General features: G+C 61.0%; 14 protein-coding genes and 5 tRNA genes. 11 read left to right on the top strand and 8 right to left on the bottom strand.

The window, feature by feature from the left end:
• The first annotated feature begins 116 nt into the window (after positions 1-116).
• From csrA to mgtE, 6 genes are all read left to right on the top strand, one after another.
• Positions 117-305, top strand: a complete 189-nt coding sequence (gene csrA, locus M5G17_RS05350) for a carbon storage regulator CsrA (protein ID WP_010226667.1) — start codon at positions 117-119, stop codon at positions 303-305.
• Between the two features lie 72 nt (positions 306-377).
• Positions 378-468 (top strand) — tRNA-Ser (locus M5G17_RS05355).
• Between the two features lie 108 nt (positions 469-576).
• Positions 577-653: transfer RNA gene (locus M5G17_RS05360), tRNA-Arg, on the top strand.
• A gap of 77 nt (positions 654-730) precedes the next feature.
• Positions 731-807, top strand: a tRNA-Arg gene (locus M5G17_RS05365).
• A 76-nt stretch (positions 808-883) separates the two neighbouring features.
• Positions 884-960 (top strand) — tRNA-Arg (locus M5G17_RS05370).
• A gap of 388 nt (positions 961-1,348) precedes the next feature.
• Positions 1,349-2,791, top strand: a complete 1,443-nt coding sequence (gene mgtE / locus M5G17_RS05375; RefSeq protein ID WP_273891979.1) for a magnesium transporter — start codon at positions 1,349-1,351, stop codon at positions 2,789-2,791.
• Between the two features lie 134 nt (positions 2,792-2,925).
• On the opposite strand, the gene M5G17_RS05380 is transcribed toward mgtE, so the two are convergent.
• Positions 2,926-3,252: an Arc family DNA-binding protein gene (locus M5G17_RS05380; protein ID WP_010226671.1), complete on the bottom strand. Its 327-nt coding sequence runs from the start codon at positions 3,250-3,252 to the stop codon at positions 2,926-2,928.
• A gap of 113 nt (positions 3,253-3,365) precedes the next feature.
• Between M5G17_RS05380 and M5G17_RS05385 the strand changes: the two genes are divergently transcribed.
• Together M5G17_RS05385 and phnN are read left to right on the top strand one after the other, a co-directional pair.
• Positions 3,366-3,557 carry a hypothetical protein gene (locus tag M5G17_RS05385; RefSeq protein ID WP_273892065.1) on the top strand — a complete coding sequence of 64 codons (192 nt, stop codon included), beginning with the start codon at positions 3,366-3,368 and terminating at the stop codon, positions 3,555-3,557.
• Between the two features lie 36 nt (positions 3,558-3,593).
• Positions 3,594-4,190 (top strand): phosphonate metabolism protein/1,5-bisphosphokinase (PRPP-forming) PhnN, encoded by a 597-nt coding sequence (gene phnN / locus M5G17_RS05390; protein ID WP_273891980.1) that lies wholly within the window; start codon positions 3,594-3,596, stop codon positions 4,188-4,190.
• Here phnN and M5G17_RS05395 read toward each other — a convergent pair.
• Positions 4,187-4,369 (bottom strand): hypothetical protein, encoded by a 183-nt coding sequence (locus tag M5G17_RS05395; RefSeq protein WP_273891981.1) that lies wholly within the window; start codon positions 4,367-4,369, stop codon positions 4,187-4,189. The genes phnN and M5G17_RS05395 overlap by 4 nt on opposite strands.
• Positions 4,370-4,663: 294 nt before the next feature.
• Between M5G17_RS05395 and M5G17_RS05400 the strand changes: the two genes are divergently transcribed.
• Positions 4,664-4,740, top strand: a tRNA-Arg gene (locus tag M5G17_RS05400).
• A 10-nt stretch (positions 4,741-4,750) separates the two neighbouring features.
• Here M5G17_RS05400 and M5G17_RS05405 read toward each other — a convergent pair.
• Entirely contained in the window at positions 4,751-5,773 is a 1,023-nt protein-coding gene (locus M5G17_RS05405) for an LLM class oxidoreductase (protein ID WP_273891982.1), read from the bottom strand.
• Between the two features lie 21 nt (positions 5,774-5,794).
• Positions 5,795-6,421 carry a glutathione S-transferase family protein gene (locus M5G17_RS05410; RefSeq protein WP_273891983.1) on the bottom strand — a complete coding sequence of 209 codons (627 nt, stop codon included), beginning with the start codon at positions 6,419-6,421 and terminating at the stop codon, positions 5,795-5,797.
• A 116-nt stretch (positions 6,422-6,537) separates the two neighbouring features.
• Here M5G17_RS05410 and M5G17_RS05415 point away from each other — a divergent pair, with 116 nt between their 5' ends.
• On the top strand, positions 6,538-7,428 hold the full coding sequence (locus tag M5G17_RS05415) for a LysR substrate-binding domain-containing protein (RefSeq protein WP_273891984.1): 891 nt from the start codon (positions 6,538-6,540) through the stop codon (positions 7,426-7,428).
• Here the strand turns inward: M5G17_RS05415 and M5G17_RS05420 are convergent.
• On the bottom strand, positions 7,380-7,973 hold the full coding sequence (locus M5G17_RS05420; RefSeq protein WP_273891985.1) for a hypothetical protein: 594 nt from the start codon (positions 7,971-7,973) through the stop codon (positions 7,380-7,382). The two genes, M5G17_RS05415 and M5G17_RS05420, sit on opposite strands and share 49 nt — an antisense overlap.
• Before the next feature lie 247 nt (positions 7,974-8,220).
• Here M5G17_RS05420 and M5G17_RS05425 point away from each other — a divergent pair, with 247 nt between their 5' ends.
• Positions 8,221-9,234 (top strand): sensor domain-containing diguanylate cyclase, encoded by a 1,014-nt coding sequence (locus tag M5G17_RS05425; protein ID WP_273891986.1) that lies wholly within the window; start codon positions 8,221-8,223, stop codon positions 9,232-9,234.
• A gap of 54 nt (positions 9,235-9,288) precedes the next feature.
• On the opposite strand, the gene lpdA is transcribed toward M5G17_RS05425, so the two are convergent.
• From lpdA to M5G17_RS05440, 3 genes are read right to left on the bottom strand one after another with little or no spacing between them, the layout of a single operon-like run.
• Complete coding sequence (gene lpdA, locus M5G17_RS05430; protein WP_273891987.1) at positions 9,289-10,674, bottom strand: dihydrolipoyl dehydrogenase; 1,386 nt, start codon at positions 10,672-10,674, stop codon at positions 9,289-9,291.
• Positions 10,675-10,676: 2 nt separating this feature from the next.
• Positions 10,677-11,957 (bottom strand): dihydrolipoamide acetyltransferase family protein, encoded by a 1,281-nt coding sequence (locus M5G17_RS05435; RefSeq protein WP_273891988.1) that lies wholly within the window; start codon positions 11,955-11,957, stop codon positions 10,677-10,679.
• Positions 11,958-13,016, bottom strand: a complete 1,059-nt coding sequence (locus tag M5G17_RS05440; protein ID WP_273891989.1) for an alpha-ketoacid dehydrogenase subunit beta — start codon at positions 13,014-13,016, stop codon at positions 11,958-11,960.

Genomic DNA, 13,016 nt, shown 5'->3' on the forward strand with positions numbered 1-13,016 from the left:
TTTTGCTCGCGCTAGTCAATACTTAGGCATAGGTCAGCAGCCGTCACGGGTTGTAGGCTGAAGCCCTTTTTTTTGCAGACTGTTATCCCTGAACTGAATTGCGTGAGGAGAAAGCTATGTTGATTCTGACTCGTCGGTGCGCCGAGAGCCTGATCATTGGCGACGGCGAAATCACCGTGACCGTGCTCGGCGTCAAAGGAAACCAAGTGCGGATAGGGGTAAACGCCCCTAAAGAAGTGGCCGTTCACCGCGAGGAAATCTACCTGCGGATCAAGAAAGAGAAGGACGAAGAACCAACCCATTAATTTTTATCGAGTTTTTTTCAAAAAAGAGTTTGCAAACGGGGAAGGGTCTGGTTATTATACGCCCCGTGTTGCGGAGAGGTGGCCGAGTGGCCGAAGGCGCTCCCCTGCTAAGGGAGTATACCTCACAAGGGTATCGGGGGTTCGAATCCCCCCTTCTCCGCCATTATTCATGTAGGACGCTGTAATCTGCCTTAATCGCCTAAGCCGTTGAAATTAAACGAAAAAGTGGTTGGCAAAATGATTTAGCGGCCTATAATGCGCGGTAACAAATGCACTCATAGCTCAGCTGGATAGAGTACTCGGCTACGAACCGAGCGGTCGGAGGTTCGAATCCTCCTGAGTGCACCATACGACGAAGCAGTTTTCAACGTGAATACTGCTTCAGCTGCAACCAGAGGTGATCTGGTCTATCAAGCGCCAACCCTGCACTCATAGCTCAGCTGGATAGAGTACTCGGCTACGAACCGAGCGGTCGGAGGTTCGAATCCTCCTGAGTGCACCATACATCGAAGCAGTTTTCATTTTGAAAGTTGCTTCTGCTGTAACCAGAGGTGATCTGGTCCATCAAGCGCCAACCTGCACTCATAGCTCAGCTGGATAGAGTACTCGGCTACGAACCGAGCGGTCGGAGGTTCGAATCCTCCTGAGTGCACCATACAACAGAAAGCCCGCCTATCAAGGCGGGCTTTTTGCTTTCCGGCTTTCATCTTCCGGTAAGGCGTGATGAATAAACTGTCATCACTGCCGTGCCGGCCTCGCGCTATTTTCTGCCGACCCTGATGTGTTTTTTTTCGCGTAGCCGCCGTCGCACTGTTGCCTGTATACGTTGTCACAAGTATGTCGCGCAAACGATTGTTCTAGCCGCGATTTTTTCAGCACCCAGACAGCTCAAGCGGTGTATGATTGCGCCCGTCAGCCCCGCCGGGGCTTGTGGAATACCACCATGGACTTACCCAGTAGTTACTCAATAGCAAGTTTTGCCAATCAAGAATTGACTGATTGATCCTCCCGGCGTGCTCCGCTGCTGGGAGTGGAGTTCGCCTATGACTGAAATCGAAGTAAAAAAGACTCAAGATAGCCTGCAGGATCGCCTGGCCCAGGTGGTCGAACTGCTGCAGCGTCAACGCGTGGTCGAAGACCTGACCCACCGTCAGGAAGGTCATCACCATGACCTGGTAGAAAACCTCGTTCACCGCCAGAACCTGGTCGAGCTGCAGCGCAAGCTCGACGATCTGCACTCCGCCGACGTCGCCTATATCCTAGAAGCCTTGCCCCTGGACGATCGTCTGACCGTCTGGCAGCTGGTCAAGGCCGAGCGCGACGGTGACATCCTCCTGGAAGTGTCCGACTCGGTCCGTGAGACCCTGATCGCTGACATGGACGATCACGAGCTGCTCGCCGCCGCCAAGGAAATGGACGCCGACGAACTGGCTGACCTTGCGCCTGAGCTGCCCCGTGACGTCGTCCACGAGCTGATGGAAAGCCTCGATGCCCAGCAGCGCGAGCGCGTGCGTTCGGCCCTGAGCTACGACGAGGACCAGGTCGGTGCGCTGATGGACTTCGAGATGGTCACCATTCGCGAAGACGTCAGCCTGGAAGTGGTCCTGCGCTACCTGCGCCGGCTCAAGGAGCTGCCAGGCCACACCGACAAGCTCTTCGTGGTCGATTACGACGGCATCCTCAAGGGCGTGCTGCCGATCAAGCGCTTGCTGGTCAATGACCCTGAGAAGAAAGTCGCCGAGGTTATGGCCAGCGATCCGGTGAGCTTCCATCCGGACGAAAACGCCTACGATGCCGCTCAGGCGTTCGAGCGATACGACCTGATTTCTGCCCCTGTGGTGGACAAGAGCGATCGCCTGATCGGCCGTCTGACCATTGACGAGATGGTCGACCTGATCCGTGAAGAGAGCGAAAGCGAAGTACTGAGCATGGCCGGTCTGCGCGAAGAAGAAGACATCTTCGCCTCGGTTTGGCGCTCGCTACGTAACCGCTGGGCGTGGCTGGCGATCAACCTGATCACCGCCTTCGTCGCCTCGCGGGTGATCGGCCTGTTCGAAGGTTCGATTGAAAAGCTGGTGGCCCTGGCGGCGCTGATGCCGATCGTTGCCGGAATTGGCGGCAACTCCGGTAACCAGACCATCACCATGATCGTGCGCGCCATGGCCCTTGACCAGGTCAGCCCCGGTAACACCTCGCGGTTGATGCGCAAGGAACTGGCAGTGTCATTGATCAATGGCCTTATCTGGGGTGGGGTGATTGGCCTGGTCGCCTACCTGCTGTACGACAGCTGGTCGCTGGGCGTGGTCATGACCGGGGCCATGACCCTCAACCTGCTGCTGGCGGCATTGATGGGGGTGCTGATCCCGATGACCCTGGTACGCATGGGGCGCGATCCGGCGATGGGCTCCAGCGTGATGATCACGGCGGTGACCGACAGCGGTGGCTTCTTTATCTTCCTCGGCCTTGCGACCATCTTCCTGCTCTGACTACTTGTAGGAGCGGGTTCGCCCCGCGATGAGGCCAGTGCAGCCACCAGGCTGGCATTGAGCGCATGGCGGTTAAGCAGCCAATAAAAAAGGCCAATGCGCAAGCATTGGCCTTTGATGTTTGTGCCCCGGAATCAGGAAGCGTCAGCTGCCATCTCGGCGTCATGGGCAATCAACGACACCAGCGCATTCTGCTGGCGATGGGAAAGCTGGCGGAAACGTTGCAACAGTTCGCGCTCGTGCAGGGACAGTTCCGGGCTGTCCAGGCGCATGCTCAGTTCTTCACCCAGCGCACCTTCCTGAATAAGGCTCTGTTCCAGGCGAGCGATGATCTCCGAGTTCATGCTGCGATGGTGGTTGCGCGCTACCTCGGCAATGCGCTCACGCATTCCGTCGGGGAGGCGAACGACGAATTTGTCAGCGGTGCGGCTTGAGTAAATAGCCTGTTTCATTGGGCGCATATAATTGACCGGTTTAGTTCAGGGGAAGCGGTTCTCGAAATTGGCCGCACGATGTCACTACGACCATCCCGGCGTCAAAATGTTCAACCTGAATTGTGAATGAGGTGTGAATCATGCCTCATTCTCGCCGGTTCCTTGGCGTCAATTCTGTGACAAATATTGAACCGGATAAAGGCTTTTTGCCAGTACCAATTATCAGAAATGAGCACTGGTTTGAAAAGTTTTCATTTTATCAATTTCCGGTTTTGCAAGCCTTCGTCGGCAACCGCAAGCTTCAGGCAGAAAAGGCCCTGGAAAGCGTCTAGAATGCGCGTGCTTTCCTACCATTGAGCATAGTGGCTATGCAGCATGACGCAAGCGCATCGCAGCGTACAGCGAACCGGGGTCGTCTGGTGTACCTGATGGGACCTTCGGGTGCCGGAAAAGATTCGCTGCTTGATGCGGCGCGCTCAGCGCTGCAGTGCCAGCATGTCGAAATCGCTCGCCGGGTCATCACCCGTTCAGCTGAGGCCAAGGGTGAAGACGCACTGGCAGTTTCCCCTGAACAGTTCGAGCAGATGAGTGCCGGGGGTGCTTTCGCCTTGCAGTGGCGGGCCAATGGCCTGGCGTATGGCATCCCGGCGCAAATCGATGCCTGGCTAGCCGAGGGGCGCACCGTGGTGGTCAATGGCTCGCGGGCGCATTTGCCGTTGGCGCGTGAGCGTTATCCGCAGTTGCTGCCGGTACTGCTGAGTGTTGCGCCACAGGTGCTGCGCCAGCGTTTGCTGAGCCGTGGGCGGGAAAGCCAGGAGGACATCGAGCGGCGCCTGGAGCGTGCGCAGCAGGTGCAAGTGGCCGACTGTGATGTACAGGTGCTGGATAACTCCACGTCGCTGAGCGCTGCGGTACAAGGTTTGTTGGCGTTGTTGCGTGAACAGGGCTTGCTCGGCGCTGGCTAGAACACTAGCCGTTCGTCATCGGCCACCGCTGTGCTGTGGCTGGCGAACACTGCCAATTGCGCCTGGGCTGTCGACGTTGCAGGTGCCTGCACTGACACGGCATTGCTGTCCGGTTGCAGTGCCAGGCCAACCAGGATGGCCAGTGCCAAGGCATTGAGCAGAAGCAGGATGCTGTTCATGGGCACACTCCGCAAAAGTTGGGGCTGACCCCGCGCCGCGTTTTATGAAATGCGCGATGCACACCCTGTGCCAGTGAATTTTCCCTTTTAAATCAGCTATTCATGACCATTTTTCGAACGTTTGTCCGGGCAGTCTGCAAGGCTAGCCGACTGTCTCATTGCAGATTGCACGATTAAGCCGTCGCGGTGCACAAAGCCCACAGGCAAAAAGCCCCACGGATGACATGACAAACGCCGGCTTGGTGGTTAACATGCACGCCGTCCCTGCCGCGCGACGCTCGTTGCCGGCCCTGCGTCTCAGTAGCTCAATTGGATAGAGCATCCCCCTCCTAAGGGGAAGGTTGGCAGTTCGAACCTGCCCTGGGACACCACGCTTTCCCCCTACCAATCCTGCCTCAACGGCAACGCCCCCTCGTGGGACGAAAACAGCGGCAGCACCTCTTCTGCCAGCTCCTGAATCACCTCGGCCGCTGGCCGCTGGCAGAACTGAATGCCCAGCGCCGCATGATTGACCCCGGCGTCTTGCCATTCTCCCAGCAGATCAATCAGGCCCTTGCGCCCGGTTTTCAGCACGTACCCGCTTTGCATGGCCGTACGTGGAAAATCGGGGTCGGCATCCAGGTCGATCCACTCGTTGGTCACGTGCGGGCGAAAGCCGCCACCGGGAATGCAGTCGCGCCAGGCACGGACTTTCTCGGCCAGGCGCCGTGGGCCAAGGATGTTTTCGGTGGTATCAGGAAAGGTCAGCCATCCGTCAGCCTGTTCGCCCAGCCACTGCATGGATTGGCGCGAGCTGCCGGTGACCAGCAGGGGGATGTTGCCGGTGGCGGGTTTGGGCAGCAATTGTGCGCCGCTCAGTTGGCCTAGGGTTGATTCAATTGGCCGGTCGCCAACCTGCAGCAGTTGGCGGAAGTAACGCACGGTCTCGGCAAAGCGTTCGCCACGCTCACTGTGCGCCAGGCCATAGGCCGGAAATTCTATGGGACGGTCCCCTGAAGCGATGCCCATCACCAGGCGCCCGCCTGACAGCTGGTCGAGGGTGGTCGCGGCCTTGGCCAGGTCGATCGGGTGGCGCAAGGTGAAGATTGCGCTTCCCGTCGCCAGGGCGATGCGCCTGGTTTGCGCGGCCAGGTAGCTCAGGTAGGCAAAGGGGTCGAACAGCTGGCCGGCATCGCCAAAGTGCGGGTCGTACAGCGGCACATCCCGTACCCAGATGCCGGCAAAGCCCAGACGATCGATCTCGCTGACCAGCGCGGCCTGCCCGTTGAGCACTGCTATGTCGCCACGGTAGAAACGCAGGGGCAGGAAGACACCCAAGGTCAGTTTGTCCGGGGCGAACATGCGCTGATAGCCAGGATGGTGGGCAAATGCATGGGCGCTGGCGCCGAGGAGGTTGGGGTTCATAGGCAAGTTCCTTTTGGCGGTTCAGGGGCCAGTGGCAGGGGCTGGTAGACGGATGCCACGTTGCACAGCCGGGCGCTGGGTGACCCGGTCATGCCAGGCAGTCAGGTGTGGGTACTGGCTGAAATCGAAGTCGATGATTCGCAGGATATGGGTCCAGCCGAAGGTGGCGATGTCGGCGATCGAGTAGCTGTTGCCCGCGAGCCAAGGATGATCGGCCAGGCGCTGGTCGAGGGTGCTGAACAGTTCTTCGCTCAGGCGCCGGTAACGGGTGATGGCCTCGGGGCAGGTCTGCTCGGCGAACAGTTCGAAATGCACGCGCTGGCCCAGAATCGGCCCCATGCTTGCGGCGTGAAACTGCAACCAGGTAATGGCCGCCCAGTGTTCGCCGGGGTGCTCTGGCAGCAGGCGTCCGCTTTTTTGCGCCAGGTACAGGAGGATCGCCGCTGACTCGAACAGGGTGATATCGCACTCGTTATCAACCAGTACCGGGATGCGGCCATGGGGGTTGAGCTTGAGAAACTCAGCCTGACGATGTTCGCCGTGGTCGATCTGCACGTGCTTGAGGGTATAGGGCAGCCCGAGTTCTTCCAGGGCGATGGTGATCTTGAAGCCATTAGGAGAGCTATCGCTATAAAGAATCAACGGCATGTGCCTTCTCTTCAGGAGTGTTCAGAGAGGGGTTATGCTAGGGCGGTCTTGATTGGTTGAAAAACGATCAGTTCTGCCGTTATGAAATAGATTTTCTAAACCATGGAGGGGGTAACATGGGCGCGGTTCTACCGTTGCTGGCATTGCGGGCCTTCACTGAGGCCGCGCGTCTGGGCAGCCTCAAGGCGGCTGCCGCGCACATGGGCGTCACGCCGGGGGCGGTCAGCCAGCAGGTGCGCCTGCTCGAGGAGCGCATGGGTGTGGTGCTGTTCGTACGTGGTCGCCATGGCGTGCACCTGAGTGAAGCCGGCGCACGGGTGTATCCGGGGCTGCTCAAGGCCTTTGAGCAGATCGAGGCATCGTTGGCCTTGCTGGAGCAACTGGCGCCGGGCAAGACCTTGACCATCAGCACCGTGCCGTCGTTTGCGGCGTCGTGGCTGGTGCCGCGCCTGGGCCGGTTCAATGCCCTGCACCCGCAGATCGAAGTGCGCGTTGAGGCCTCGGCCAAACTGGTGGATTTTCAACGTGAGCGCATCGACGTCGCCTTGCGTCATGGGCTTGGGCAGTATCCGGGGCTGGAGTCTGTGCGCCTGATGGCCCCGGTTCTGCTACCGGTCGCCAGCCCGCAGTTGCTGGCGCAAGGGCCGGCCTTGAAGCGGCCCGCCGATTGCTTGAAGTACCCGCTGTTGCACGATGCCGATCGCGCCGACTGGATGCTCTGGTTGCAAGCTCACGGGGTTGTCGACGACCCGCGCACAGCACGCGGGACGAGTTTCGAGGATGACTTGCTGTTACTGCGTGCAGCGGCTGCAGGCCAGGGCATCGCCCTGGTGCAGGACACTCACGCAGCCGAGGACCTGGCCAGCGGCAAGCTGCAGCTGGCCCTCGACAAACCCTGGCCTGCGCGTTTTGCCTACTACCTGGTATGCCGTCAGGACGCCTTGCAGCGCCCCGAGGTTCAGGCCTTCGCCGATTGGGTCAGGGCTGAGGCGGACGCCAGGTCCTGATCCTGACCGTCAGCGCGGCCACCCTGGGTTGCGGTCAGGTTGGCCACCAGCTTGGCTGAAACCGCCGGGTCTTGCAGGTGGGCATTAAGGCTGGCGAGCGACTCCAGTTCGGTTTGCTTCTTCATCTGCTCGGCGATCTTGCGTTCGATCTTGTCCTTGTCGGCAGGTGGCAAGGCCTCGAACTCTTCCTGGGTGATGCCCAGTTCGTTCAGCAGCTTGAGCTTGATTTTCTCCGCCGGGCTCAAGGCCATGTAGTCGCGAAATTCCTGGGCCGCGCTCTTGCCGGTTTCGCTGGTTCCGATGCTGGCCTGCTCGCGCATTTGCACATCGGGGTTCTGCAACTGTACCTTGAGCTTGGCGAAGGCTTCCTCGCGAGCGTCGTCGGCACTTTGCTGCGAAGTGTTGGCCTGGCTGTGCTGTTGACGATTGCTGCTGCTGACCGGGACCGGCGGGCGGAACTGCGCCTGCTCGGTGGCGGCTTCAGTCACGCTACGGGTCGGGGGGATGGCTGGCGTCTGGATGCCGACCGCGTTGATGCTACTCACTTGATCTCTCTCCTTGATGGATGCAAGTTGACCTCTGATCTCTCCCTCTCCAATGGCAAGTCTTGTGCCAGCTCGGCTGGCTGGGCCACGCCCTAGTATTTCCGGGGTTGGCGCTGTACGGCGGGTAAGGATTTGGCGCATGCTTTGCCCTGAAGAGGAAAACCCTTGCCGCCAGCGGCAAGTCCATTCAAGCCGGCAGCACCAACTTCCAGCTGGGGCGCAGTTGCCTGGACCAAGGAGAATGTCCATGACTCAATCGTCAGATGCCCCCCCTTTGCAGGCCCCGCTGGGCGACTTTGCCGAACAACAGTTGCAAACCCTGCTGGAGCTGATCAGCGACGGGATCTGGGACTGGAATGCCAATACCGGTTACGTCTACCGCAACCCGGGCTGGTACAGGATGCTGGGCTACCCCAGCCATTCGCTGGACAACACTGTCCTGACCTGGGAAAGCGTGATTCACCCGCAGGACTATCCGCAGGTAATGGCGCATTTTGAAGACTACATCACCAGTCGCAGCGCCCGGTACTGCATCGAGTACCGCTGCCGTTGCCAGGATGGCAGTTACCTGTGGATCGAAGACAGCGGCCATATCATCGCGCGCAACGAGGACGGCTCGGTGGCACGCATGCTCGGTGCGCACCGCAATATCGATGACACCCGACGCCTTCTCGAGCGGCTGGAGCAGGAGAACCTGTCCCTGGAGGCGCAGATCGCCGAGCGTACCCGCGAGTTGTCGTGGGTCAACCAGCAACTGCAACGCCAGCTCGATGAGAACCGCGACCTGGCCGAGCGTGATGCGTTGACACTGGTGGCCAACCGTTACCGCCTGGAAAAGGTCCTGGAGCAGGAGTGCGAGCGGGCCCGGCGCTTTCGTCAGCCGTTGGCGCTGATCATCATGGACATCGACGATTTCAAGCCGATCAATGATCAGTACGGTCATGCCCAGGGCGATCGCGTCCTGATCGATTCGGTGGAGCGGATCAAACTGTGCTTGCGCGCGGGTGAGCTGCTGGCGCGATGGGGCGGCGACGAGTTCGTGGTGGTGTTGCCGGGCGCCCAGCGTGATGCAGCCTTGCACCTGGCACGGCAGATTCGTCAGGCGCTGGAGTTGGCACCGCCGGTAGGCGAGCGCGTGTTGACCATGAGCTACGGCGTGGTCGAGTGGCTGGAGGGAGAAGGGCAGGCGCAGTTGCTGTGCCGGGCGGACCAGGCGCTGTACCGGGCCAAGGCGGCCGGCAAGGATGAGATTGGTGAGTAAAAAGGACCCGCTGCACGGGGCAGCGGGTCAAATCGGCCTCAGCCGCTTCAGTGTCTACAGGTGCAGGGCGTGACCCAGGGCGCGTAGCGCCGCTTCCTGCACCGCTTCACCCAAGGTCGGGTGAGCGTGGATGGTGCCGGCGATGTCTTCCAGGCAAGCGCCCATCTCCAATGACTGGGCAAAGGCGCTGGACAGCTCCGAGACGCCAACGCCGACCGCTTGCCAACCGAGGATCAGGTGGTTGTCACGACGGGCCACCACGCGCACGAAACCGCTTTTCGATTCCAGGGTCATGGCCCGGCCATTGGCGGCGAACGGGAACTGCGCAACGATGCACTCCAGGCCCGCCTGCTCAACCTGCTCCGGGGTCTTGCCGACCACTACCAGCTCCGGGTCGGTGAAGCACACTGCGGCAATTGCCGTCGGCTCGAAGCGCCGTGACTTGCCGGCAATCAGTTCGGCGACCATTTCACCCTGGGCCATGGCCCGGTGAGCGAGCATCGGTTCACCGCTGATATCGCCGATGGCCCAGACGTTGAGCATGCTGGTTTTGCACTGCTCATCGATGGCCACGGCCGAGCCGTTCATCTTCAACGCCAGGCTTTCGAGGTTGAAACCCTGGGTGCGCGGCTTGCGGCCTACCGCAACCAGCACCTGGTCAGTGGTCAGTTGTAATAGCTCGCCTTCGCCGGTACGTACCTGCAAGGCCTGATGGCCGGCATCGAAACCTTCGACGCTGTGCTTGAGGTAGAGCTTGATCCCCAGCTTCTTGATCGACTCGGCCACCGGTGCGGTCAGTTCGCTGTCGTAGGTCGGCAGGATGCGCTCGCGCGCCTCCACCACGCTGACCTCGACGCCCAGCTTGCGATAGGCGATGCCCAGCTCCAAGCCAATGTAGCCGCCGCCCACCACGCACAGGTGCTTGGGCAGGGCTTTGGGCGCCAGGGCTTCGGTGGAGGAGATGATTGGCCCGCCCAGCGGCAGCATCGGCAGTTCGACGCTACTGGAACCGGTGGCCAGCAGCAGGTGTTCGCACTGAATGCGCTGGCCGTCGACTTCGACGAGCTTGCCATCGAGAATCTTCGCCCAGCCATGGATCACCTTGACCCCGTGCTTTTTCAGCAAGGCGGCAACGCCGCTGGTCAGGCGATCGACGATACCGTCTTTCCAGGCCACGCTCTGGGTGATGTCCAGGCTTGGCGGCGCGACCTTGATGCCCAGGTTCGAGTGCTGGCTGTGCAACTGGGTCTGGTGGAACTGCTCGGCGACATGGATCAGTGCCTTGGACGGAATGCAGCCGATGTTCAGGCAGGTGCCACCCAGTGCCTGGCCTTCGACCAGCACGGTGGGGATGCCCAGTTGGCCGGCGCGAATGGCGGCGACATAGCCGCCGGGGCCACCGCCGATGATCAGCAGGGTAGTGTTGAGCGTCTGTTGCATGGTCACTCCACAAACAGGCTGGCAGGTTGTTCGAGCAGGCCGCGGATGGCCTGGATGAAGAGTGCCGCGTCCATGCCATCGACCACCCGGTGATCGAACGAGCTGGAGAGGTTCATCATCTTGCGAATGACGATCTGGCCATTGATGACCATCGGCCGTTCAACCATGCGGTTGACCCCGATGATCGCCACTTCCGGGGTGTTGACCACCGGTGTCGAGACAATGCCACCCAGGGCGCCGAGGCTGGTCAGGGTGATGGTTGAGCCCGACAGTTCTTCGCGGCTGGCCTTGTTTGCGCGCGCAGCGTTGGCCAGGCGCACGATTTCGCCGGCATTGCCCCACAGGCTGCCAGCTTCGGCGTGACGCAGCACCGGTACCATCAGGCCGTTGTCACCCTGGGTGGCGATGCCGACATGCACCGCGCCGTGGCGGGTGATGACCTGGGCTTCGTCGTCGTAGGTGGCGTTGATTTGCGGGAACTCGCGCAGGGCCACGACCATGGCGCGTACCAGCAGCGGCAGCAGGGTCAGCTTGCCGCGGCTGTCGCCCCACTTCTTGTTCAGGTGCTGGCGCAGCTCTTCCAGGGCGGTGACGTCGATTTCCTCGACGTAGCTGAAGTGGGCGACGCGGCGCTTGGCGTCCTGCATGCGCTGGGCAATCTTGCGACGCAGGCCGATGACCGGAATCTGCTCGCTGTCGTTGCGCTTGGCATAGCCACCCGGGCTTTGCGTGGCGCGGGTCGGCTGGGTCAGGAAGGCATCCAGGTCTTCATGCAGGATGCGTCCGGCCGGGCCGCTACCGTGCACGTAGCGCAGTTCGATACCGGCATCCAGGGCGCGCTTGCGCACGGCCGGCGAGGCCAGGGGGCGCTCGTTGGCTTCGCGCGGGACGATGGCGGCGCTCTGGTGGGCCGATGCTGTAGCGGGTTTTACGGCAGGCTCTGGGGCCTTGGCGGTGATTGCCGGGGCCTCTTCGCGGGGCAAGCCCGCTCCCACAGGGGTAGGTGCGGGTGCAGAGGTACCTTGTTGAAGGTTGCCGGCGCCTTCGACTTCGATGCGGATCAGTTCGCTGCCGACTGCCATGACTTCGCCAGGCTGACCGCCCAGGGCCAGGACCTTGCCGCTGACCGGCGAAGGGATTTCCACGGTGGCCTTGTCGGTCATGACATCGGCCACGACCTGGTCTTCGGTGACGGTGTCGCCGACCTTGACGAACCATTCCACCAGTTCAACTTGTGCGATGCCTTCACCGATATCCGGCATCTTGATGACGTGCGTGCCCATTCAGACCTCCATGACCCGTTTCAATGCCGCGCCCACTCGCGAAGGGCCGGGGAAATACGCCCACTCCTGTGCGTGCGGATAGGGGGTGTCCCAACCGGTGACGCGCTCGATCGGGGCTTCGAGGTGATGGAAGCAGTGTTCCTGAACCAGTGCGATCAGCTCTGCGCCAAAACCGCAGGTGCGCGTGGCTTCATGGACCACGACGCAACGTCCGGTCTTCTTCACTGACTCGACGATGGTGTCCAGGTCCAGCGGCCAGAGGCTGCGCAGGTCAATGACTTCAGCATCGACACCGGTTTCTTCGGCCGCGACTTGCGAGACGTAGACGGTGGTGCCGTAGGTCAGCACGGTAACGTCCTTGCCCGGGCGGGTGATCGCCGCCTTGTCCAGCGGTACGGTGTAGTAACCCTCCGGCACAGCGGCGGCCGGGTGTTTCGACCACGGGGTTACCGGGCGGTCGTGGTGGCCGTCGAACGGGCCGTTGTACAGGCGCTTGGGCTCAAGGAAGATCACCGGGTCGTCGTTTTCGATCGAGGCGATCAGCAGGCCTTTGGCGTCGTAAGGGTTGGAGGGCATCACGGTACGCAGGCCGCAGACCTGGGTGAACATCGCTTCGGGGCTCTGGCTGTGGGTCTGGCCACCATAGATACCGCCACCGCAGGGCATGCGCAGGGTCAACGGCGAGACGAACTCGCCGGCCGAGCGGTAGCGCAGGCGGGCCATTTCCGAGACGATCTGGTCGGAGGCCGGGTAGAAGTAGTCGGCGAACTGGATTTCCACCACCGGGCGCAGGCCATAGGCACCCATACCCACGGCAGTGCCGACGATGCCACTTTCGGAGATCGGTGCATCGAAGACCCGCGACTTGCCGTACTTGGCCTGCAGGCCTTCGGTGCAACGGAAAACGCCGCCGAAGTAGCCGACGTCCTGGCCGTACACCACGACGTTGTCATCGCGCTCTAGCATGATGTCCATGGCCGAGCGCAGGGCCTGGATCATGGTCATGGTGGTAGTGGCCATGGCGGTTTCCAACTGGATTGAAGTGTTGTGATCGTTCAT

This window comes from Pseudomonas rubra, assembly GCF_028656935.1.
In the GTDB taxonomy this organism is placed as follows: domain Bacteria; phylum Pseudomonadota; class Gammaproteobacteria; order Pseudomonadales; family Pseudomonadaceae; genus Aquipseudomonas; species Aquipseudomonas rubra.

What these genes read in the sequence shown, in the direction of transcription:
- csrA (WP_010226667.1), top strand. Translation starts at nt 117, where the DNA reads ATGTTGATTCTGACTCGTCGGTGCGCCGAGAGCCTGATCATTGGCGAC.
- M5G17_RS05410 (WP_273891983.1), bottom strand. Translation starts at nt 6,421, where the DNA reads ATGCCGTTGATTCTTTATAGCGATAGCTCTCCTAATGGCTTCAAGATC.
- M5G17_RS05435 (WP_273891988.1), bottom strand. Translation starts at nt 11,957, where the DNA reads ATGGGCACGCACGTCATCAAGATGCCGGATATCGGTGAAGGCATCGCA.
- M5G17_RS05380 (WP_010226671.1), bottom strand. Translation starts at nt 3,252, where the DNA reads ATGCGCCCAATGAAACAGGCTATTTACTCAAGCCGCACCGCTGACAAA.
- M5G17_RS05395 (WP_273891981.1), bottom strand. Translation starts at nt 4,369, where the DNA reads ATGAACAGCATCCTGCTTCTGCTCAATGCCTTGGCACTGGCCATCCTG.
- lpdA (WP_273891987.1), bottom strand. Translation starts at nt 10,674, where the DNA reads ATGCAACAGACGCTCAACACTACCCTGCTGATCATCGGCGGTGGCCCC.
- M5G17_RS05385 (WP_273892065.1), top strand. Translation starts at nt 3,366, where the DNA reads ATGCCTCATTCTCGCCGGTTCCTTGGCGTCAATTCTGTGACAAATATT.
- phnN (WP_273891980.1), top strand. Translation starts at nt 3,594, where the DNA reads ATGCAGCATGACGCAAGCGCATCGCAGCGTACAGCGAACCGGGGTCGT.
- M5G17_RS05425 (WP_273891986.1), top strand. Translation starts at nt 8,221, where the DNA reads ATGACTCAATCGTCAGATGCCCCCCCTTTGCAGGCCCCGCTGGGCGAC.
- M5G17_RS05440 (WP_273891989.1), bottom strand. Translation starts at nt 13,016, where the DNA reads ATGAACGATCACAACACTTCAATCCAGTTGGAAACCGCCATGGCCACT.
- M5G17_RS05405 (WP_273891982.1), bottom strand. Translation starts at nt 5,773, where the DNA reads ATGAACCCCAACCTCCTCGGCGCCAGCGCCCATGCATTTGCCCACCAT.
- mgtE (WP_273891979.1), top strand. Translation starts at nt 1,349, where the DNA reads ATGACTGAAATCGAAGTAAAAAAGACTCAAGATAGCCTGCAGGATCGC.
- M5G17_RS05415 (WP_273891984.1), top strand. Translation starts at nt 6,538, where the DNA reads ATGGGCGCGGTTCTACCGTTGCTGGCATTGCGGGCCTTCACTGAGGCC.